At 38.6% G+C, this 22408-nt stretch carries 22 protein-coding genes; 9 read left to right on the top strand and 13 right to left on the bottom strand.

What is annotated here, in order from left to right; translation table 11 throughout:
- Nucleotides 1-17: 17 nt before the first annotated feature.
- The 3 genes from KK060_RS19265 to KK060_RS19255 all read left to right on the top strand — a co-directional run bounded on the left by KK060_RS19265 (nucleotide 18) and on the right by KK060_RS19255 (nucleotide 2315).
- Nucleotides 18-626 carry a DUF2179 domain-containing protein gene (locus tag KK060_RS19265; protein WP_254155407.1) on the top strand — a complete coding sequence of 203 codons (609 nt, stop codon included), beginning with the start codon at nucleotides 18-20 and terminating at the stop codon, nucleotides 624-626.
- Nucleotides 627-635: 9 nt separating this feature from the next.
- Nucleotides 636-1529, top strand: coding sequence for a DUF6263 family protein (locus tag KK060_RS19260; protein ID WP_254155406.1), 894 nt, complete (start codon nucleotides 636-638; stop codon nucleotides 1527-1529).
- Nucleotides 1530-1826: 297 nt separating this feature from the next.
- Nucleotides 1827-2315, top strand: a complete 489-nt coding sequence (locus tag KK060_RS19255; RefSeq protein ID WP_254155405.1) for a hypothetical protein — start codon at nucleotides 1827-1829, stop codon at nucleotides 2313-2315.
- A gap of 195 nt (nucleotides 2316-2510) precedes the next feature.
- Here the strand turns inward: KK060_RS19255 and KK060_RS19250 are convergent, their stop codons facing one another.
- From KK060_RS19250 to KK060_RS19215, 8 genes are all read right to left on the bottom strand, one after another.
- The gene (locus KK060_RS19250; protein ID WP_254155404.1) at nucleotides 2511-4043 is read right to left on the bottom strand and encodes a GH3 auxin-responsive promoter family protein; all 1533 of its coding nucleotides are present in this window, start codon (nucleotides 4041-4043) and stop codon (nucleotides 2511-2513) included.
- 179 nt (nucleotides 4044-4222) lie between these two features.
- Nucleotides 4223-7060, bottom strand: a complete 2838-nt coding sequence (gene infB, locus KK060_RS19245; RefSeq protein ID WP_254155403.1) for a translation initiation factor IF-2 — start codon at nucleotides 7058-7060, stop codon at nucleotides 4223-4225.
- A gap of 51 nt (nucleotides 7061-7111) precedes the next feature.
- Nucleotides 7112-8380 (bottom strand): transcription termination factor NusA, encoded by a 1269-nt coding sequence (gene nusA / locus KK060_RS19240; RefSeq protein WP_254155402.1) that lies wholly within the window; start codon nucleotides 8378-8380, stop codon nucleotides 7112-7114.
- A 9-nt stretch (nucleotides 8381-8389) separates the two neighbouring features.
- Nucleotides 8390-8851: a ribosome maturation factor RimP gene (gene rimP, locus KK060_RS19235; protein WP_254155401.1), complete on the bottom strand. Its 462-nt coding sequence runs from the start codon at nucleotides 8849-8851 to the stop codon at nucleotides 8390-8392.
- 118 nt (nucleotides 8852-8969) lie between these two features.
- Nucleotides 8970-9836, bottom strand: coding sequence for a glucose-1-phosphate thymidylyltransferase RfbA (gene rfbA / locus KK060_RS19230; RefSeq protein ID WP_254155400.1), 867 nt, complete (start codon nucleotides 9834-9836; stop codon nucleotides 8970-8972).
- 18 nt (nucleotides 9837-9854) lie between these two features.
- Entirely contained in the window at nucleotides 9855-10913 is a 1059-nt protein-coding gene (gene rfbB / locus KK060_RS19225; RefSeq protein WP_254155399.1) for a dTDP-glucose 4,6-dehydratase, read from the bottom strand.
- 15 nt (nucleotides 10914-10928) lie between these two features.
- The gene (locus KK060_RS19220; RefSeq protein WP_254155398.1) at nucleotides 10929-11918 is read right to left on the bottom strand and encodes a UDP-glucuronic acid decarboxylase family protein; all 990 of its coding nucleotides are present in this window, start codon (nucleotides 11916-11918) and stop codon (nucleotides 10929-10931) included.
- The gene (locus KK060_RS19215; protein WP_254155397.1) at nucleotides 11911-13245 is read right to left on the bottom strand and encodes a UDP-glucose dehydrogenase family protein; all 1335 of its coding nucleotides are present in this window, start codon (nucleotides 13243-13245) and stop codon (nucleotides 11911-11913) included. Before KK060_RS19215 ends, KK060_RS19220 begins: the two co-directional genes overlap by 8 nt.
- A 172-nt stretch (nucleotides 13246-13417) precedes the next feature.
- Between KK060_RS19215 and KK060_RS19210 the strand changes: the two genes are divergently transcribed.
- The 4 genes from KK060_RS19210 (at nucleotide 13418) to hpf (ending at nucleotide 16245) form a co-directional block, all read left to right on the top strand.
- Complete coding sequence (locus KK060_RS19210; protein ID WP_302180127.1) at nucleotides 13418-14587, top strand: acyl-CoA dehydrogenase family protein; 1170 nt, start codon at nucleotides 13418-13420, stop codon at nucleotides 14585-14587.
- Between the two features lie 51 nt (nucleotides 14588-14638).
- Nucleotides 14639-14833 carry a 30S ribosomal protein S21 gene (rpsU, locus tag KK060_RS19205; protein WP_254155396.1) on the top strand — a complete coding sequence of 65 codons (195 nt, stop codon included), beginning with the start codon at nucleotides 14639-14641 and terminating at the stop codon, nucleotides 14831-14833.
- Nucleotides 14834-14973: 140 nt separating this feature from the next.
- Nucleotides 14974-15852: a phage lytic cycle repressor MrpR family protein gene (locus tag KK060_RS19200; RefSeq protein ID WP_254155395.1), complete on the top strand. Its 879-nt coding sequence runs from the start codon at nucleotides 14974-14976 to the stop codon at nucleotides 15850-15852.
- A gap of 90 nt (nucleotides 15853-15942) precedes the next feature.
- Nucleotides 15943-16245: a ribosome hibernation-promoting factor, HPF/YfiA family gene (gene hpf, locus KK060_RS19195; protein ID WP_254155394.1), complete on the top strand. Its 303-nt coding sequence runs from the start codon at nucleotides 15943-15945 to the stop codon at nucleotides 16243-16245.
- 217 nt (nucleotides 16246-16462) lie between these two features.
- Here the strand turns inward: hpf and KK060_RS19190 are convergent, their stop codons facing one another.
- Together KK060_RS19190 and rbfA are read right to left on the bottom strand one after the other, a co-directional pair.
- Nucleotides 16463-17704, bottom strand: a complete 1242-nt coding sequence (locus KK060_RS19190) for an FtsX-like permease family protein (protein ID WP_254155393.1) — start codon at nucleotides 17702-17704, stop codon at nucleotides 16463-16465.
- Between the two features lie 23 nt (nucleotides 17705-17727).
- Nucleotides 17728-18096 carry a 30S ribosome-binding factor RbfA gene (rbfA, locus tag KK060_RS19185; RefSeq protein WP_254155392.1) on the bottom strand — a complete coding sequence of 123 codons (369 nt, stop codon included), beginning with the start codon at nucleotides 18094-18096 and terminating at the stop codon, nucleotides 17728-17730.
- Between the two features lie 275 nt (nucleotides 18097-18371).
- Between rbfA and KK060_RS19180 the strand changes: the two genes are divergently transcribed.
- Complete coding sequence (locus KK060_RS19180) at nucleotides 18372-19235, top strand: DUF6427 family protein (RefSeq protein ID WP_254155391.1); 864 nt, start codon at nucleotides 18372-18374, stop codon at nucleotides 19233-19235.
- Between the two features lie 14 nt (nucleotides 19236-19249).
- A complete protein-coding gene (locus tag KK060_RS19175) occupies nucleotides 19250-19603 on the top strand; it encodes a hypothetical protein (RefSeq protein WP_254155390.1) in 354 nt (117 codons plus the stop codon).
- Between the two features lie 46 nt (nucleotides 19604-19649).
- On the opposite strand, the gene rpiB is transcribed toward KK060_RS19175, so the two are convergent.
- From rpiB to glyA, 3 genes are read right to left on the bottom strand one after another with little or no spacing between them, the layout of a single operon-like run.
- Entirely contained in the window at nucleotides 19650-20084 is a 435-nt protein-coding gene (gene rpiB, locus KK060_RS19170) for a ribose 5-phosphate isomerase B (protein ID WP_254155389.1), read from the bottom strand.
- Nucleotides 20081-20935 (bottom strand): twin-arginine translocase subunit TatC, encoded by an 855-nt coding sequence (tatC, locus tag KK060_RS19165; protein ID WP_254155388.1) that lies wholly within the window; start codon nucleotides 20933-20935, stop codon nucleotides 20081-20083. Before tatC ends, rpiB begins: the two co-directional genes overlap by 4 nt.
- A 32-nt stretch (nucleotides 20936-20967) precedes the next feature.
- Nucleotides 20968-22239 (bottom strand): serine hydroxymethyltransferase, encoded by a 1272-nt coding sequence (gene glyA / locus KK060_RS19160; RefSeq protein WP_254155387.1) that lies wholly within the window; start codon nucleotides 22237-22239, stop codon nucleotides 20968-20970.
- Between the last annotated feature and the right edge of the window lie 169 nt (nucleotides 22240-22408).

Here is a 22408-nt window from a genome sequence, read left to right as displayed (position 1 = left end):
ACTAAGATTTAAAAAATATGGAAAGCTTTTTTACAGAAACACTTGGGGTGCCAGATTACATCTTTAGCTATGTACTTCTTCCGTTTCTAATTTTTCTCGCCCGAATTGGAGATGTTTCCATAAATACAATCCGCATTATCTATGTATTAGGAGGCAGGCGGTGGACAGCCACGTTATTAGGATTTTTTGAGTCTTTTATCTGGCTAATGGCTATAAGGCAAATATTCGAACATTTAGATAACTGGATTTGCTACTTCGCTTACCCTGCAGGCTTTGCTTCAGGCATCTTCGTGGGAATGATTATTGAAGAAAGAATAGCGTATGGCAAAGTTATTGTTCGAATAATTACCCGTAAAGAAATCACCCAGTTGATTGAATACTTAAGTACGCAGCATTTCAGGTATACCCATGTAAATGCGCAAGGTCCTGATGGGCATGAGAATCTTGTTTTTACAGTACTCGAACGGGAAAGATTAGAAGATTTACTTAATCGTTTAAAACAGATTTTACCTACAGCATTCTATACAGTTGAAAAAGTAAATCGCGCCGCTGAAAGTGGCGCTATCGTTCAGGAAACAACAAGATGGAGCATAGCCTCCTGGTTTAGTAGTGTTAAAAGAGATTAAATCACTTATATGAAAACAATATTATTATTATTTACGTCATTACTTCTTTTTATAACTCCTGCAGATGTTAGACTTCAATATTCTTTTAAAACGGGAGACCAGTATGAACTAAACCAAAGTTCAACTCAAACAATTAAACAAAGTATTCCTGCCATGGGAGAAATTAAGATTGATATAAATTCAGGCGGTGCATTGTTATTTAAAGTAGTCGAGTTGCAGGGGTCATCAGCAAAGATTGAAGCAAAATATACCAAACTTAAAGTAGTATCTAAATCAATTATGGGAGATATCAACCTCGACAGCGAAGGCAGTGATGATAACCCCCAAAATAAATTAGTTAAATCTGTTATCAATAAGCCATTCTTCTTCACCTTAAGTAAAAACGGAAAGGTTGATAACGTTAATGGTACCGAAAGCCTTTTACAAGATAACGATAACCCGGTAGTTAAACAGGTCCTTGAACAGTTTTTAAATCCAAGCTCTTTAAAATCTAATCTGGAATTAGCATTAATCAACTATCCCGACGAAAAGATACAGGAGGGTCATCAATGGAAAAACTCAACAGAACTTCCAATCAATTATCCCATACAAATCGATAATACTTGGAGCTTAAAAAAGATCGAAGGATCAGTTGCATCTATTGATGCCGATGGTTTATTAGCAACAAGAGATAAAGACAAGATTACTGCGCTACCCAATGGAATAAAATCAAAAGCTGATCTTAATGGTCGTCAGGCACTGGTTGCTAAAGTGAACACCAAAACCGGATGGCCCAATGAAATTAAAATACTATCTGAAATAAAAGGAAAAATGACGCTTCTTGCAGGTGGGTTCATCCCTGAAGATATGGACGTACCCATGGAGATAGTAAGCGAATCTAAGTTTACAATAGTCAAGAAATAGAATCCCCCCTTTCGTTGCCTTGCTTTAGGATAACAAAGGTTTTCTCATGTATATGTAACAGGCACGACTTTATCTTAAGTCGTGCCTCAAATTCAAGATCAATCGGCCCATTCCCCCATCTCTTTAATCTGTCGCGATCAAAAAAAATTGGCCCACACCATAATCATTAAAAAAAGCATAAAGAGTGGAAAACGAGTGCAGCAAGAGTGGAAAATAACTTTGCTGATTCTCAATGCACAGCAGTTTTTGACACTATTTCTCAAACGACCGTCCTACATTTAATAAAAACACAGTACTATGGCTCACGTCAGAGAAAATGATCTTACCGAAGGTTTAAGCGGAAAGTTTGGACCAAAATTCGTTTTTAAGCAATTAAGGGGTAAAACTATTGTAGCCAGAAGGGCGAAGCCCACTACAAAACAAAGCGCTTTGCAGCGCGAGAACCGCAACCGCTTTAAAAAGGCATCTGCTTATGCAAAGTCTATGATGCTGATACCGGAGAAAAAGGCATATTACTGCTCGATGGCAAAAGAGCTGAAGCTTCCAAATGCCTATACCGCTGCACTTTCTGATTATATGCGTAAACCAACAATTAAAGAAATAGATATAACTACACAAGATTCAGTGCTCACAGTAAAGGTAAGTGCTGTCAAGAAAGACTTTCGCCTGCAGGCGACAAAGGTAATTGCCTTAGCACAAGATGGCACAATTGTAGAACAAGCCGAAACCATTAAAGACTTTCCTTGTTGGAATTATAGATTCATAACATCAAAGGAATCTATTTGAAAAGTAGTTATTATGGTTCAGGATGAGCCAGGAAATATTTTAAGCAGGGAAATAACCATTTAGTTACTGCAATGTAAGCTACAGTTTAACTTCATGTATAAAGATGGATGAGAAGGTAATTGACTTTATGCTCAGCTACTTCGCTGCTTACTTTAATAAGTAGCAAACCACAATGCATCCATTAGGAATGCACAATTATCTTAATTCCACTTCAGCTGTCATTTGCAGGATATCCTCAACGTAATCACGGGTGTTAAATAGACGTGGTACTTTGTTCTGCCCTCCAAGCTTTCCTCTTTTCTTCATCCATTGGTAAAACGTACCCTCGGGTACACTATGAACTTTCGGTGCTACAAGTGCCAGGTCAAAATTACGCTTCGCATCGTAGTCAGAGTTTATCTCCCGTAAACTTTCGTCCAAAACCTTAGTGAAAGTATCTAGGCTATCAGGTTGAACTTTAAATTCAATAATCCACTCATGCCCTCCTCGTTTACCTTTTTCAAGAAACACAGGCGCTGCAGTAAAATTGTCGATAATTGCATTGGTCAATGTGCAGGCCCTCGTGATGGCTGCCTCCGCATTTTCAATTATAACCTCTTCACCAAATGCATTTATAAAATGTTTTGTTCTTCCGGAGATCTTAATCCGATAGGGAGATATGCTTGTAAACTTAACTGTATCTCCAATATTGTAGCGCCACAATCCTGCATTGGTTGAAATTATCATTGCATAGTTCTTATCCTTTTCAACTTCATGCAATGGAATAGCTCTCGGGTGTTCGTTGTCAAGTTCATCTACTGGAATGAATTCATAGAAAATACCATAGTCCAGCATAAGCAGCATCTCCTCAGAATTCTTTTGATCTTGTATTCCAAAAAAACCCTCACTCGCATTGTATGTTTCCCAATAATTCATGGTGTCTTTAGGAATGAGACTTTGGAACAAACTCCTGTAAGGTTTAAAAGCTACTGCACCATGAAAGAAGGCTTCAAGATTTGGCCACACCTCAAGAATATTACTTTTATTTTGAAGCTCTACAATCCGTTGAATCAATAGCACTGTCCATGTAGGCACCCCTGCAAGATTGGTAACATTTTCGGTAGCAGTTTCATACGCCATTTTCTCAATCTTCTCTTCCCAGTTGTTCATTAATGCTGTTTCTAGGCTTGGCGTTCTTATAAACTGAGCCCATGGCGGAAGGTTTTGCATGATCACAGCGGAAACATCCCCATAAAAAGATGAAGCACTTGAATCATATTCATTGATTTGATGACTGCCACCAACAGCAAGGCCTTTACCATCAAACAATTTTGTGTCAGGAAAATTATTTACATAAATCGATATCAAATCTTTCCCTCCTTTGAAATGACACTCTTCTAAAGCTTCCTGCGATACAGGTATAAACTTGCTCCTATGACCTGTCGTACCTGAAGATTTCGAGAACCATTTTATTTCAGATGGCCATAAAATGTTCTCTTCACCACGCATCTGTCTTTCAATATATGGATAGAGTTTTTCATAAGAATGAATAGGCACTCGTTCTCTGAATTGTTCATATGTTTCAATGTCACTGAAACCATACTGCAACCCAAACTGAGTTAATTGTGCTTCCTGGATTAACCGTTTGAACAATTCATCCTGAACATCATGAGGATATTTCATGAATAGTTCAATTTGATGAATCCGTTTCTTCATCACCCAGGTCAGTATTGAATTAATTAATCCCATTCCTACTTAGTTCATTCCAAAATTAGAAGTTAAAAACATAAATAAGAATGCCGTGCCCACTGCAAGAGCTCAATTTATGAACGGATTTGTTAATCTTTTAATACCAAATTAGAAGAACATTAGAAATCTGGAAGTATACTATAAAAAAGTAGGAGTTATTTAAAAAGAAAGAGAACCTTTTATAGGGTTCTCTTTACTTCTCTGTTTTCATAGCTTTCAATAACATCTCCGACTTTCATATCATTGAAGCCATCTATACCAATACCGCAATCAAAACCAGATCTAACTTCACTTGCATCGTCTTTGAAACGTTTTAATGAGTGTAGTTTTCCGGCATATACCACAATACCATCGCGGATTAGGCGAATAGGGTTTGAACGTTTAATCAAACCATCTGTAACCATACATCCGGCAATAGTACCAATTTTTGATATCTTAAATACTTCGCGTATTTCAGCATTTCCTACAATCACCTCTTCAACCTCAGGAGCAAGCATACCTTCCATCGCATCCTTCACTTCATTAATTGCATCGTAGATGATTGAATATAATCTGATTTCAATCTCTTCGTTTTCTGCTATGCGTTTTGCGGCAGCTGAAGGACGCACCTGGAATCCAAGTACGATGGCGTCTGAAGCCGAAGCTAAAAGCACATCAGATTCTGAGATTTGACCAACACCTCTATGGATAATGGCAACCTGAATTTCAGGTGTTGAAAGTTTCAATAAGGAATCTGACAGCGCTTCAACAGAACCATCCACGTCACCTTTAACAATAACATTCAACTGCTTGAAGTTTCCAATTGCGAGTCTTCGGCCAATTTCATCCAGGGTAATGTGCTTCTTCGTACGCATATTTTGCTCACGAAGCAGCTGACCACGTTTGCTTGCAAGTTCGCGAGCTTCACGGTCAGTTTCCATTACATTGAATTTTTCACCTGCCTGAGGAGCACCATCTAAACCAAGAACAACAACAGGTGTCGATGGTCCCGCTTCATTTACACGCTTTCCAGTATCATCAAACATTGCTTTAACACGTCCGTAATGCGGACCTGCAAGCATAATATCACCTATCTTAAGCGTACCGTTTTGGATCATTACCGTTGCTACATATCCGCGTCCCTTATCAAGGGAAGCTTCTATTATAGAACCAGTAGCAGGTCTATCAGGATTAGCTTTCAAATTGAGAAGTTCGGCTTCTAACAGTACTTTCTCTAACAATTCGTCAACGCCCTTTCCCGACTTCGCAGAAATCTCCTGACATTGATATTTACCACCCCACTCTTCAACGAGAATATTAATCTTAGAAAGAGCTTCCCTGATCTTATCAGGATTAGCTGTGGGCTTATCTATCTTATTAATTGCAATAACAATAGGCACCCCAGCTACCTGAGCATGATTAATAGCTTCTTTTGTTTGAGGCATTACATCATCATCGGCCGCCACTACAATAATGGCAACGTCTGTGATTTTAGCTCCCCTTGCACGCATCGCCGTAAAAGCTTCATGACCAGGGGTATCAAGGAAGGCTATCTTATTTCCGCTCTTGGTTGTAACATCATATGCACCAATATGCTGGGTAATACCCCCTGCTTCCTGAGCTGTTACTTTTGTATTTCTTATGTAATCCAGCAATGAAGTCTTACCGTGATCAACGTGACCCATAATTGTAACGATGGGAGCACGCGGTGATAATTCTTCTTCGCTATCAGTTTCAACTACTACATCAAGCTCGTCATCAGCAGATGTAAATTGAACATCGTAGCCAAATTCATCAGCAATTACTGTAATAGCCTCTGCATCTAGTCGCTGATTAATGGAAACGAACATCCCTAAACTGAGACAGGTAGAAATAACCTCATTAACAGACACGTTCATCAAAGAAGCGAGGTCATTCGCAGAGATAAATTCAGTCACCTTCAATGTTTTTGAAGACTCCTGCTCCTGAAGCATTTGCTGCTCTTGCGCTTCTGATAATGCCTGCCTCTTTTCCCTACGATATTTAGAACCGGCTGTCTTTTTACCACCTCCACTAAGCTTAGCTAAGGTAGCACGGATCTGATCCTGAATTTCCTTTTCAGAAGGTTCTTCTTTCTGAACGCGTTGTGGTGGCTGGTGCCCTTTATTTCTGTTCTGATTATGCTGTTGATTAGGTCTCTGACCCCCTCCTCGCTGATGTTGATGCTGCTGTTGCTGTTGACCAGGCTGTTGCTCGCCTACAGGAGTTATACGTTTACGAGGCCTTTTTGCCTTCCTGTCATCTTTAGCATCAGCATTAGACTGTGTTGAAGGTGCTTCCTTTTTACGTTCAGTTGGTAACTCAATCTTATCAACAACCTTTAACCCTTTTAGCCTGTCAGCCTTCGCTTTTATAAGCTCATCCGGTTGTTTCTCTGCAACAACTACAGGAGGCGTCGGTTCCTTCTCCTCCTTAACTACCGGAGGTTCTGGTGCTTTGGTTTCAACTATCTTTTCTTCAACCGGAGGCGCTGGTGGAGGGGTGACTGCAACTACTTCAGGTAGCTCTACAGGTTTAGGTTCTTCCTTAACCTTAACAGGCTCTTCTTCCTTTTTTGGTGCAACCTCTGTTGCAGGAGGTGCCGGCTTTTTCTCAAGTTCTATTTTGCCGAGAACCTTAATTCCTTCAAGCTTCGGCTTTTCCCTCTCAACCTTCTCAGGTTTTCCATCATCTTTTCCTTTAAGATCTTTCGATCCAAGGTTTTTTATCATGATGCTTTCTTCATCCTCTACACGCTTCTTTGCCTGTTCCTTCTCACGTTCTATCGTAACATTCTCTACATGCTTGGTTCCTATCGTTAACCCCGATGCCTCTAGTTTTTCGCTGGCAGAAGAAGCGTATTCTTTAGCGAGCATTGCATATTGCTCTGGGGTTAGTTTTGTGTTAGGGTTGTTTTCAACAGAAAAGCCCTTTTTAGACAAAAACTCCAGAATGGTGTTATGCCCTACGTTAAGCTTTCTTGATGCCTGCCCTAACCGTATCATTTTTTCTTCTGCCATGCTTCAAATATCCCTATAAATTTTGGGTGTTTAATTATCCTTATGTGTTAATTATTCAAATTCCTTCTTCAAAACATTGATAACACTATCAATTGTTTCTTCTTCAAGGTCTGTTCTGCGAACAAGCTCCTCTTTATTTAGGTTCAAAACACTTTTAGCCGTATCTAAACCGATTCGTTTTAACTCTTCAAGTACCCAGCTTTCAATTTCATCGCCAAATTCGTCAAGATCAACATCCTCCTCTTCCTGCCCTTCAGCCAATTCTCTGAAAACATCGATTTCGTATCCAACAAGGCGGCTTGCTAACTTTATATTCAATCCTCCTTTACCAATTGCCAGAGAAACCTGGTCAGGTTTTAAGTAAACTGCCACTCGCCCATTGTCCTTGTCGATCTTAATAGAGGTAATTTTTGCCGGGCTTAACGCACGTTGAATATAAAGATCGAGATTTTCTGTGTAATTAATAACATCTATGTTCTCATTCTGCAATTCACGCACAATAGCATGTATTCTTGATCCCTTCATACCGACGCATGCACCAACAGGATCTATACGGTCATCATAAGATTCTACTGCTACCTTGGCACGTTCACCTGGTTCGCGCACTACCTTTTTAATTGTTATAAGACCATCATATACTTCCGGTACTTCCTGTTCAAATAGCCGCTCTAAAAATACAGGAGAGGTTCTTGATAATATAATTTTTGGATTACCATTAACCATTTCAACTTTGTGAACAATTGCCCTAACGGTTTCACCTTTGCGGTAGCGATCTTTTGGTATTTGCTCGTTTCTTGGAATAGAGATTTCATTCCCCTCAGCATCCGTAAGAAGTATCTCCTTACCTAATACCTGGTAAACCTCTCCGGTTATAATCTCACCTACAATATCTTTGTATTTTTGAAAGAGGATATCTTTTTCAAGATCCTTAACTTTCTGCATTAAAGTTTGTCTTGCAGTTGTAACCGCTCTTCTGCCAAAATCTTCAATATCAACAGGCTCCGAAACCTCTTCGCCAACTTCAAAATCAGGTTCAATTTTCTTTGCCTCGCTTAAGCTAATCTTATCGTGCTCCCAGATATCTTCAGAATCGTCTTCAACTATTTCCCGAATACGGTAGATTTCCAAATCACCTTTATCAGCATTTATGATGATATCAAAATTATCAGTAGGTAAAGGATTTCCTTTTTCATCTGTGCCGTATTTCTTCTTTATCATATTCCGGAATACATCTTCCAGTATACGTATCATCGTTGGCCTGTCTATATTCTTCTGCTTAGCAAATTCAGCAAACGATTCAATTAGATTTGAAATATCCATATTCAAGTTTTATTTAAACGATACCAATACAAATGCTTTGTCTATTTCTGTAAATGGGATTTCGATATTTTTGGTTTCTTTTTTCTTTCCAGTGCCTACCTCCCGCACCAGCGTAATCTTGTCGTCAGATACTTCTGTAAGCTTACCCTCTGTTGTTCTATCCCCTTGTTTAACTCTTAAGGATCTTCCAATATGTTTAATATACTGTCGTTTGAGTTTGAGCGGATAATCCACACCAGGAGTAGAAACCTCAAGTGTAAAGTTCTCTTCTATTAAAGATGCTTCGTCAAGCCATTTGGATAATTCCCTACTTAGGTCGGCGCATTCATCGATATTAACTCCGTTATCACCATCAACAATAACTAAAATCTTCTTAGGTCCTTTACGGGAAGAAATAATTACATCGACAATAAATTGTCCTTTTGAGAGTTTTCCTTCTGCAAATCGCCGTATTTCTTCAGCTGCATCCATCAAAAAATAATTATAAACAAAGAGGGGACTTCTCGTCCCCTCTTTAATTTCTTTTGCAAAAGTAGAAGTTTTTTATTAGTTGCCAAATAAAAAACTTAAGTGATAACTATTTTTATTACTAAATATAATCTGGAAGGTTCTTCAGGTAAACGCCATAGCCGCTTTTTTCAAGAGGCCTTGCAAGCTCAAGCAGCTGCTCTTTATTGATGAAACCGCTTCTAAACGCAACCTCTTCTATACATCCAACCTTTAAACCTTGTCGTTGTTCAATAACTTGGACGAAGTTCGAAGCTTGCATTAGAGAATCAAAAGTACCTGTATCCAGCCACGCTGTTCCCCTACTCATAGGGGCTACTTTTAACTTTCCTTTCTTTAGATATACATTATTTATATCTGTTATCTCTAATTCACCTCTTGGGCTTGGTTTAATTGCTTTTGCTATAGATACAACTTCATTATCGTAGAAGTATAACCCTGGAACTGCGTAATTTGACTTAGGCTGTTTAGGCTTCTCTTCTATTGAAATAACATTCTTGTCTTTATCAAACTCGACCACTCCATATCGCTCTGGGTCGTGAACGTGATAGGCAAATACTACTCCTCCATCTGGATTAACATTTGATTGTAGAAGAGTCTTTAGACCTGATCCATAAAAAATATTGTCGCCAAGTATAAGTGCTACCTTGTCACTACCAACAAATTTCTCCCCTATTATAAAAGCTTGTGCAAGGCCTTCTGGCTTCGGCTGAACTTCATAATGAAACTCACATCCGAGCTTCTTTCCATCTCCTAATAATTTCTGAAATATAGGAAGATCATTAGGCGTTGATATAATGAGTATTTCGCGAATACCTGCCATCATCAAAACCGATAATGGATAATAGATCATTGGTTTATCATACAATGGCATTAGTTGCTTACTTACTGCCAATGTAAGTGGATACAGCCGCGTACCTGATCCTCCTGCGAGAATTATTCCTTTCATACCTAGTTTTAATGGGAGTTATCTTCCGGTGTACATTTTTTCATAATAATTCATGTAGTTGCCGGACGTTACATTCTTAAGCCAGTCTTGATTTGCTAAGTACCAATCAACTGTTTTTTCAAGTCCTACCTCAAAGGTCACCGAAGGTGTCCAACCTAGCTCACGCTTAAGTTTTGAAGCATCTATTGCATACCTTAAATCATGACCAGGTCTATCTTTTACGTATGTGATAAGTCTCTCTGATGTTCCTTCTGAACGATTTAATTTTTTGTCCATGATAGAACAAAGCAGCTTCACCAGGTCAATATTCTTCCATTCGTTATTACCTCCAATGTTATAAACTTGTCCGGCTTTTCCACCATGAAAGATTGAATCTATTGCTCTTGCATGATCTACAACAAAAAGCCAGTCTCGAATATTTTCACCTTTACCATAGACCGGAAGGGGTTTGTTATTAATGATGTTATTAATCATTAATGGAATGAGCTTTTCAGGGAAATGAAAAGGTCCGTAATTATTCGAGCATCTGCTTATCAACGTTGGCAGTCCATAGCTGTTATTAAATGCTGTGACAAAATGGTCGCTGCTGGCCTTTGAAGCTGAATATGGAGATTGAGGATCGATGTGAGTTTCTTCAGTGAAGAAACTTCCATCATGTGCTGAACCATAAACCTCATCTGTAGAAATATGATAAAACATTTTGCCTTCAAAATTGCTCTTCCAGAAAGTATGAGCAGTTTTTAAAAGATTTAATGTTCCTATGATATTCGTGTATGCAAATTCAGCTGGATTTTCTAAAGAGCGATCAACATGAGATTCTGCGGCAAGATGAACTACCCCATCTATCTGATGCGTCTTAAAGATATCAGCAAGCAAATCCTGATCAAGAATATCACCTTTCTGAAAAATGTAGTTTGGTTGATTTTCAACGTCTCTTAAATTTTCTAAGTTACCCGCATAGGTCAACTTATCAAGATTTACAATTTTATAGTCAGGGTACTTGTTTACAAAAAGTCTAACTACGTGAGAGCCGATAAATCCTGCCCCACCTGTTATTAGTATTTGTCTTTTAGTCATACTTAATTTTACGTTCTATCTAACGTATTTGTCAAAATTCTTGTGTTCGCGAGTATATAAAACATCTTGGGGCAAAGATTTAAAATACTCATATGTGATTTTAAGACCTTCTGAACGAGAAACTTTAGGCTCCCATCCCAGCAAGCTCTTTGCTTTGGAAATATCAGGTCTTCGTTGTTTAGGATCATCCTTGGGAAGCGGCTTACAAATAATCTTTTGAGACGTACCTGTAAGTTTCACAATTTCTTCAGCAAATTCCCAGATAGTTATTTCGTCAGGGTTACCAATGTTTACAGGTAATGCGTAATCAGACATCAGCAATCTGAAAATGCCCTCAACCTGATCATCGATATAACAGAAAGAACGCGTTTGAGAACCGTCACCAAAAACAGTTAGATCTTCACCACGCAAGGCCTGCCCTATAAATGCTGGTAATACTCTCCCGTCGTTCAAACGCATTCTCGGACCGTATGTATTGAAGATGCGTACAATTCTTGTCTCTACATTATGGTAGGTGTGATAAGCCATTGTCATGGCTTCCTGAAAACGCTTAGCTTCATCATAAACACCCCTTGGACCAATAGGATTTACGTTACCGTAATATTCTTCCATCTGCGGATGTACAAGCGGATCTCCATATACTTCAGAAGTAGATGCTACAAGAATTCTCGCCCTTTTAGCCCTCGCCAAACCAAGAAGATTATGAGTGCCAAGCGACCCAACCTTTAGCGTTTGGATAGGGATTTTTAAATAATCAATGGGACTCGCTGGTGAGGCAAAATGAAGAATGTATTTCAGATCACCAGGAACATGAACAAAAGTAGAGACATCATGATTGTAAAATTCAAAATCAGGATGCTTGAATAAGTGCTCGATGTTTCTCAAATCGCCTGTGATCAGGTTATCCATTGCTACAACCTGGAAGCCTTCCCTTAAAAACCTATCACAAAGATGAGAACCGATAAATCCAGCACCTCCTGTTATCAATACCCTTTCCTTAACCATGTATCACCTCCTTAGGAACATTCACAGCTTCTCTTCCTATGCTGAAGTATGTATATCCTTGTTCTTTCATTACATCGAGTTCATAAACATTTCTACCATCAAAAATTACTTTTGACTTGAGTATTGAATTCAACTTCTCGAAATCAGGAGTACGGAATTCAGGCCATTCGGTAGCTATAAATACAGCATCGGCTCCTTCCGCTGCTTCGTAAGGGTTATTGAAGTATTGAATTTTGTCTCCAACTATTCGTCTTACGTTCTCCATTCCTTCAGGATCATGTGCACGTATGTTTACTCCTTCCTGTAATAGGGCTTCTATGTTATACAAAGACGGCGCTTCACGAATATCATCAGTATGTGGCTTGAACGCCAGTCCCCACATGGCAATTGTTTTACCTTTCAAATTACCTCCAAAGAATTCCTTAATCTTTGGAATGAGTTTGGTTTTCTGATAGGTATTAACATCCATAACAGCTTTTAATATTTTGAAATCGTAAGCTGTATCTTTTGCTGATTTTGCCAATGCCTGCACATCTTTTGGAAAGCAACTTCCACCGTACCCAATTCCTGGAAATAGAAATCTCTTTCCGATCCTGCTATCAGTACCCATTCCTTTTCTTACAGCATCAACGTCTGCTCCTAGCAACTCACAAAGATTTGCTATCTCATTCATAAAGGTGATTTTAGTAGCAAGGAATGAGTTCGCAGCGTACTTCGTCAATTCTGCTGAACGCTCATCCATAAACACCAGCGGATTTCCCTGACGTACAAAGGGGGCATACAATGTTTCCATGATTTTATGAGCACGGGTTGAAGTAGTTCCTATTACTACCCTTTCAGGCTTCATAAAATCTTCTACTGCAACACCTTCTCTTAAAAATTCCGGATTTGATACAACATCAAAATCAACTTTGGCACCTTTGCTAATTCTTTCCCTTACCTTATCTGCCGTGCCCACAGGTACTGTACTCTTATCAACAATAACAGTATACTCAGAAAGTAATGGTCCCAAATCATCTGCTACTTTCAATATGTATTTTAAATCGGCAGAACCGTCCTCTCCCGGTGGTGTAGGAAGTGCTAAAAAGATAACCTTCGCATCCTGAATTCCTTCAGCAAGACTTGTTGTAAAGAATAGTCGATCTTGTTTAATGTTTCTTTCGAAAAGTTGTTCAAGGCCGGGTTCGTAGATAGTTATTTTGCCATTTTTCAGTTTTTTTACTTTCTCCTGGTCAATATCAATACAGGTTACTGTATTTCCTGTTTCTGCAAAGCAAGTTCCTGTTACAAGACCAACGTAACCAGTCCCTACGACAGCGATTTTCATGTTCTATGTAGATTAATTTGAATTGGTAAAAATAATTGTTTTAAGTGGTTTGAGAAGTAGTAGTACCACCGGCAATAAAAAACTATTCCAACTATTACAAACTAACAATCGTTTGGCGTGGAATGAAATTAGTTCTATCTTTATTATCCTTAATAAAAATCACTTACTATTTATGGAAATGCTCGTTGAAAGACCCTCAGCTTTGAGCTTTGATAGCTCTGAGAATCAAAAAATGATTGCTCAGATGGTGCGCGACTTTGGAAGCCGTGAGATTAAACCGTTTATAATGGAATGGGATGAAAAGCAGATTTTTCCTGTAGAATTGTTCAACGAAATGGGTTCTCTGGGTCTAATGGGAGTTCTTGTACCAGAAGAATATGGTGGGGCTGGCTTTGGATATGAGGAGTATATTACTGCGATTATTGAACTGTCAAAAATCGATGGATCGATTGGGTTGTCGATGGCTGCACATAATTCGCTTTGTACCAATCATATCCTCCATTTTGGGAATGAGGAACAAAAGCGAAAATATTTACCCAAACTTGCTTCAGGCCAATGGATCGGCGCATGGGGCTTAACCGAACCCAATACAGGTTCTGACGCCGGCAACATGCGCACAGTAGCTGTAAAAGATGGAGACTATTTTATCTTAAATGGCGCTAAAAATTTTATTACTCATGGCAAATCAGGTAACGTAGCAGTAGTTATTGCCCGAACAGGAGCAGTAGGCGATTCTCACGGAATGTCGGCTTTTATTATAGAAAAAGGTACTCCTGGTTTTACCTCTGGCAAGAAAGAGAACAAATTAGGAATGCGTGCTTCCGAAACTGCAGAACTTATTTTCACAGACTGCAAAATTCATAAGTCACAGATGCTTGGAAAAGAAGGAGAAGGGTTCATCCAATCATTAAAAATATTGGATGGTGGAAGAATTTCCATAGCGGCATTAAGTGTGGGAATTGCTGAAGGAGCTTATGAAGCAGCATTACAATATTCAAAGGAACGTCACCAGTTTAATCAAGCAATCTCTAAATTTCAAGGTATTGCATTTAAGCTTGCAGATATGGCTACTAAAATAGAAGCTGCTAAATTATTGACTTATAGAGCAGGTGAGTTAAAAAATGCCGGGAAGGAAGTAAATAAGGAGTCAGCTATGGCAAAACTTTACGCTTCCGAAACAGCCGTGGATATCGCTAATGAAGCTGTTCAAATATTTGGTGGCTATGGGTACACCAAAGACTTTCCAGCTGAAAAGTACTATCGGGATGCTAAATTATGTACAATAGGCGAGGGAACTTCTGAGATCCAAAAATTAGTTATATCGAGAGCAATCCTAAAATAAGGTTGTACAAATAATTAATAGTAGTTACATTTGCAACCCTAAATTAAGAATATGATCATCGTTAATGTTAAAGAAAACGAGTCGATAGACAAAGCATTAAAGCGTTTTAAGAAGAAGTTTGAAAAAACTGGTGTTTTGAAGGAATTGCGTGCAAGAACGGCTTATGAAAAACCATCAGTAAGTCGCAGAAACGAAATTATCAGAGCCGCTTACAGAGAGAAGCAAAGAAACTTAGAGAACATCTAATTATACGTACTTGTGTACTTTGGGTAGAGCCATTAGCTTTTATCTGAATTTTTATGCACATTCTATCCACAAAATCTCTTTGGTTGATAAACTGAAGAGATTTTTTTTTAAATTGGTATACCTTGTTTGACGGGTAGGGAATGATAGAATCCTTTATAAAACATCTAAGGTTTGAAAAACGTGCCAGCTCTAATACGGTGCTTGCCTATCAGAACGACCTCAATCAATTTGCAACTTTTCTTTCTACAACCTTTTCTTTATCTGAACCCGAGAATGCAGAGCATCCTTTAATTCGCGCCTGGTTAATAAGCTTGACGGAATCCGGACTTGAGCCGCCATCAGTGAATCGAAAAATAGCATGCTTACGTACCTTCTACAAATACCTGAGGAGGCAGGAGGTAATTGGTAAAGATCCAATGATGAAAATACGGGTTCTTAAAACAAAAAAAAGACTTCCGGTATTTATCAAGGAAAATGATATGGTTAAAGTACTTGATCAAATTTCTTTTGATACCAGCTTTAATGGATGCCGGGACAGGATGATTCTTGAATTGTTATATGGAACCGGCATAAGGCTTTCAGAATTGATTGGCTTAGAAGATTCTAAGATCGATTTGAGAAATCAAACCATTAGAGTTCTCGGGAAACGGAACAAGGAAAGAGTAGTACCCGTCTCTTCCTCTTTAATTTCCATTATTGAAGAATATAAAAGCGCACGAAACAGAGAAGTTGAAAAAAAAGAACATGGGCAGTTTCTGGTAACTAGCAGTGGTGATACTTGCAGTGCTAGGCTAGTTCAAAATATAGTCAAAAAATACCTGGCTATAACGAACTCTGAAAAGAAAAGTCCTCATGTGCTTCGGCACACATATGCAACCCATTTACTAAATCGAGGTGCTGAAATAAACGCAGTTAAAGACCTTCTTGGTCATACAAGTTTAGCAGCTACCCAGGTTTATACTCATAACACTATGGAGAAACTTAAACAAGCTTTTGATAAAGCCCATCCTAAAGCTTAAATATATATGTGATGTAATATTTGTACTCATTGCCTGTCTGGTGGGTTTAAACCAGAAGTTTTATGTTCAACCTTTAAAAATTCAATTTCTATGAAACTGCAAGTACATTCTATCCATTTCGATGCAGACATTAAGCTTATTAGTTTTATTCAAAAGAAATTAGATAAGCTCGAGACGTTTTACGACCGATTAGTGGATGGTGAAGTATTTTTGAAACTTAACAATGAAGGTGTAGAAAATAAAACTGTTGAGATAAAGGTAAAAGTACCAGGCACCCAGTTGTTCGCTATAGAAAAGGCAAGATCATTTGAGGCTGCTACAGATCTTGCAGCTGATGCCTTAAGAATGCAATTAAAAAAATTTAAAAGCAGAGTCAGAAGTGGAAGAGCTTAATGTAGCTGCTATCTCATTGCCCATTACAGCGCGTTCTTAACGAGTTAACAATTTTACCTGGAGACTTTCTCCAGGTTTTTTTATTACACTGATAGCGGATCACAGAGGTTCCTTATCTCTATAAGATCAGAGCTTAAAAAATGTGTTAGTGCAAAAGGAAGGCGCTTTTAACAAATAAAACTACGTAGTATTAGTTAAGTCTAAACTCAATCTTATGTCACTGCTTACCTAGCAGTTCTTTTTTATGAACAAGCCTCGAGGCTAAAATAGCGGGCCTTATAGATATACAAAAAGTAATAACAGATACTACGAACAGCGTAGCGACAAAATCTATAGCTCTTACTTTAATAGGGTAGCCCTGTGTCACTGAAGTTTCCATGCCCATAGAAATTATACCATAGTTCATTTGAAGCCAGCAAAAAGCTCCCCCAAAAATCAATCCAAGAATAGCACCACAAAACGCAATCAAAGAACCTTCCGCAAGGAAAATGTTCCGAACTAGCTGCGGCGTTGCACCAACAGATGAAAGTATTGAAATATCTTTCTTCTTATCGAGTGCGAGCATCATCAAACTAAAGAAAATATTGATTGAACCTATTATTAGCAATAAAGTGAGCGCAAGAAAAGCAAAGAGCTTCTCCATCTTTAAAAGCTTGTAAAGATCTTTGTGCTGTTCTTCATGATTTAGAACCATTAAATCATCTCCAACCGCAGCTTGTATCCGCTCTTCTGCCCGCTTTTCATTTACGTTTTTCTTTAATTTCAGCTCCAAAGATGTTCTCCTGTTGCCATAGTTTAGTAGATCCACTGCAAACTGCAGAGGCACTATGACATAATTTTCATCAAAATTTTGTACGATGGAAAAGACTCCACCTGGTAGAATGTTTTGGTGGGCATAAAGTTTTGAAGGATCAACACCCGCTGAAGCCTTTGAGTTCTTTATGTAGTAAATCTGCAATGGAAACATCGCATCACTTACCGCAACTGAAAGGGTATACCGTACTCCTATACCCAATATCGCATAATTAACACCGTTTTCTCTAAGCTTTAAATCTCCTTCTACAATATTTTCCTGCGGTATTCTTTTCTGTTCAATGAAATTGTCACTTACGCCCTTTATCGTCACTACCTGGTTTGCATCACGGTAGCGTACATAAGCATAATCCTCAATTACTTCCGTAACTATTTCAACTCCTTTGAGAGATTTGATTTTATTGAGTAGCTCAGGGGTAACTTCAAATGATTTACCTTTTACTGCCTGAATTTTAATTTGTGGATCGAAGGAGTTGTTTAACGTTCTTAAAAGATCTTCAAGCCCGTTAAATACCGAAAGAACAATTACGAGGGCAGCTGTAATAAATGCCACACCTACCATGGAGAGAAATGAAATTACATTAATGAAGTTCTTCTTCTTCCTGGAAAATAAATACCGCGTGGCAACAAAGAAAGGTAGGTTCAAGATAAGGTGGGTGATAAATGAGATTAGACTTTTGTCTCTGGCGGGATGTTTAAATTCTTAATTATGTTTTCAATGCGCTCTGCCGTCTCTTCTACCTCATCGATATAAAACACTAGCTCAGGTACTATTCTTACTTGTTTTCCAATTTTCTCGCCCAATGCCTTACGGATCTCTTTTTTATTCACGTTTATTTTCTCCAACACTTTGTCCTTATCCTTAGTAAGCATCATGGAGACATATATTTTCGCCAGGCCCAGATCTGCACTAACTTTAACATCGGTAATGGTAATGAATGCGTTATCCAAAACCCCTCTTTTATCACGTTGAAATATTTCACTCAACTCCTTCTGAATTAACCGGCTGAACTTTTGTTGCCTTGTGGTACCTGCCATCTCTACAATTTTAGAATAAATACTAATGAAGTACTAACATTAGTAAAAAACAATAAATTCCACTTTAAACTTTACGATTACTACCCTATTTTTCAGCTCTTTAAATAAACTATAAATTGCTTCGCTACTTTCGCATTAACGACCCTTACAGGTTGGTCGCACTCCTAGTTCTGATCATTATAATCTACTTTCCACTACTGTGGGACCCGCCGTCTTTGACATATCCAGAGCTGAAAAGCATACTTGTAGGTGAAAAATTAAATAATGGGAGTAAAATGTACACGGAAGTTGTGGACAATACAGCCCCTCTTGCAGCATGGGTGCATACACTTCTTGACATGGCTTTTGACAGGTCTATTACAGGAAGACACGTAGTTGCTCTTGTTCTTATCTTTCTTCAAAGTGTTTTTTTAGGGATAATCTTCATTACAAAGAAAGTGTTTGGTGAAAATACTTTTATCCCTTCTTTAATTTTCTCCATTCTCTTTTTCTTTTCTTTTGATAACATCGCACTTACAGATGAGTTGCTCGGCTCCGGTTTTTTGATTCTGGCGCTTGATCACTTGTTTCGAGAAATTGAATTCAGGATGCCGCGGGATGAGACTCCCTTCAACTTAGGTTTGTTTCTAAGCATAGCAACGCTTTTCTACCTGCCTTATATTACTTTTTTATTTGGTGTGCTTATTATCCTGTTTCTATTTGCCAGAACTAACGGGAGAAAAATACTATTGATGATATTCGGTTTTACTCTCCCTCACTTGTTCGTTATCAGTATTAGTTACGTCAATGACACCCTACCTAAAGTTTGGGAATATTACTATCTCTCCAACCTTTCATTCGATAAAGAATTTGTTGTTTCAATTAAAGAGCTTCTAATACTCGGTGGCTTACCAGCATTTTACTTGATCATTTCAATTGTGATGCTTAACAGGCTCGCAAGATTTAGCAAGTACCAGGCACAATTACTGCAAAGCATCTTTCTGTGGATAGGTTTCTGTTTTATTTATTTTCTATTCTGTAAAGAAGTAAGACCTCAAACATTAATTGTTCTTATTCCTCCTATTACTTTTCTCCTAACTCATTTCCTTTTATTAATTAGAAGAAGAAGATTAGCAGAAATGAACCATGGATACTTATAATTGGCGTCGTTGCAATGGCGTACTTAACAAGATATAATAAAACTTCTATTGTCGATTACACTAATTTAGTTGTAAAGAAGGCCGATAGTCCAATTATTAATAAACGTCTTTTCGTATTGGGCGCTAAAATGGATTTATACCAAAATAACACTCCAGCGTCATCTTTCTTAAACTGGGACCTGTCTAAGAATATATTTGAAGGGCCAGACTATTATAAAAATGTCACAGAAGTTTATCGTTCTTTTAAGAAGGACGTGCCTGAGGTAATCGTAGACGAGAATGATTTATTACAGCCCTTCTTTAACAGAATCCCTGAATTAAGTAAAAGATATGTTAAGGATGGAGTTGTTTATACGAGAAATAACTAGCTATGGGTACTGCTTTAATTTGTTGACGAACACCGAACAATTGCTGCTAACAACTTATCTTACTTACTCTTCTTTCATGTCTACCTCCTTCAAATTCCACTGCGAGAAAGCGGTCGGTTATCTTTTCTGCTAATTGATAATCTATAAATCGTGCAGGGAGACAAACAATATTAGCGTTGTTATGCTGTCTCGCTAGTTCTGCCAGTTCTTCGTTCCAACAGATTGCAGCACGTACTCCTTGATGCTTGTTTGCGGTAATGGCAACACCGTTTGCACTTCCGCAAATTAATACACCGAGTTCATTTTGTTTTTTTTCTACCGAAATAGCTACTGGGTGTGCAAAATCCGGATAGTCGGCGGATTCAACGCTACGTGTTCCAAAATCCTCTACCTCGTATCCGTTCTTTTCCAACCATGCCTTAATCTTCTCTTTGTACTCAAAGCCAGCATGGTCTGCTCCTATCGCAATTTTCTTTTTCATGATGCTAGTTCTTTTAAGCGTTCTTCCTCTTCTTGTTTTTTCTGATTTCTTATAACGTTAGCAGATATTATAATACTTATCTCATATAAAAGATATAGCGGCAGAGAAATTAATGCCTGACTGAATGGGTCTGCCGATGGTGTTACAATCGCACCCACTATTAATATGATAATAATAGAGTGACGTCGATACTGCCTTAAAAATGTGGGAGTAACAATACCAATTTTAGTGAGGAAATACATTACAACAGGAAGCTGGAATAACAAACCACAGCCAAATACGGTACCAACCACTGTAGACACGTATGAAGTAATATCGAACTCATTTACAATCATATCACTAATTTGATAGTTGGCAAGAAATGAGATCATAAGCGGTGCCAGTACATAATATCCGAATAAAACACCTAGAGTAAAAAGAATAGATATTGATGCCACTGCTCCTCTTGAGTACTTCCTTTCACGGTTATATAAACCAGGTCTTATAAACCTCCAGATTTCCCATACTACATAAGGAAAGGCGAGGATGAAACCGATAACGAAAGACGCGAGGATGTGCATTGTAAACTGACCTGTCATAAACCGGCTTTGTATTCTGAAAGGAATTTCACTTACACATAACCCTTCCGCACCAATCAATTTTCCGAATTTACACATGGCCTGAAACGTTGGGAAGTCTACACGGGCAGGAGCAAAAATTATATTTTGGAAAATCCAGGGGGCCATTACAAATGCAACAATCGTAAACACGACAACTGCAACTAAGGACCTTATAACATGCCATCTCAATTCCTCAAGATGGTCAAGAAAACTCATTTCCTTTTCTTCAATCTGCTCCTGATCTAAAGGCATTTTTATAATAATTCAGTGCTATATCCTAATACTTATGCGTAGAGCGGAAACTTCTCCATTAACCGGTTTACCTTTCTTTTCACAGATTTAAGATGTTTAGGGTCTTCTGGCTTTTGAAGTGCTTCATCTATTAGGTCTACAACCTTCACCACATCCTTTTCTTTCATGTTCCTTGAAGTAATAGCGGGCGTTCCTATTCTCATTCCAGAAGTAACCATTGGAGATTGGGTATCGAAAGGAACCATATTTTTATTAATTGTAATATCGGCCTGTATTAAAGCTTCTTCTGCCTGCTTACCTGTTAATTTCTTAGACCGAAGATCGATAAGCATTAAGTGATTATCTGTTCCACCTGAAATAATCTTATAACCTTTTTGTCTGAAGGCTTCAGCCATTGCTTTCGCGTTTTTCGAAACCTGTACAATGTACTCAAGATATTCATCCGAAAGAGCTTCCTGAAATGAAACAGCCTTTGCCGCTATTACATGTTCCAGTGGCCCACCCTGAGTACCTGGAAATACGCCAGAGTCTAATACTGATCCTATTTTTCTAAGTTCACCCTTAGGCGTTTTTAATCCAAATGGGTTATCTATGTTCTTCCCAACCATGATCATGCCGCCCCGTGGTCCTCTCAGAGTTTTATGGGTTGTCGTTGTGACTACATGGCAATATTCCATAGGATCGTTCAGTAAGCCTCTCGCTATTAAACCTGCCGGATGAGAAATATCTGCAAGAAGAACGGCACCAACAGCATCTGCTGCTTCACGTAATTTTTTATAATCCCAATCACGGCTGTATGCAGAAGCGCCACATATAATCATCTTTGGCTTCTCGCGTTGTGCTATTTCTAAAACCTTGTCAAAATCAATTGTTCCTGTTGCTTCTTCAACACCGTAAAAAACTGGCTGGTAAAGCTTCCCGGAAAAGTTTACAGGAGAACCATGTGTAAGGTGTCCCCCATGAGAAAGATCGAAGCCCAGTATCTTGTCACCTGGCTTAAGACAAGCAAGCATCACTGCCGCATTAGCCTGCGCTCCGGAGTGAGGTTGTACATTTACCCATTCAGCTCCAAACAATTCCTTTGCCCTGTCTATTGCTAGTTGTTCGATCTCATCTACTACCTCGCAGCCGCCATAATAGCGCTTCCCTGGAAGGCCTTCAGCATATTTATTAGTAAGTACACTTCCCATTGCTTTTATTACCTGCATTGAGGTAAAATTTTCGGAAGCAATAAGTTCAATGCCTTCTTGTTGACGATGTTTTTCCTTCTCAATAAGATCGAAGATTTGTTTATCCTTTTTCATTAACAGGTATTTGAAGAGGTAAAAATAGGTTAGATAAAGCCGAATTCCCAAGGTGTTTATTCCAATTTCCGGATAATTTAGAACCTGGCAAACAAGTTTTTACCAGGACCCACTACTCCCTCCTCCACCGAAACCTCCGCCGCCGCCAGAGAAACCTCCTCCGCCTGAC

The organism is Chryseosolibacter indicum, from assembly GCF_018598585.1.
In the GTDB taxonomy this organism is placed as follows: domain Bacteria; phylum Bacteroidota; class Bacteroidia; order Cytophagales; family Cyclobacteriaceae; genus Chryseosolibacter; species Chryseosolibacter indicus.
The sequence above is the reverse complement of the archived record's forward strand: the minus strand, read 5'-3'. Positions and strand labels throughout refer to the sequence as shown.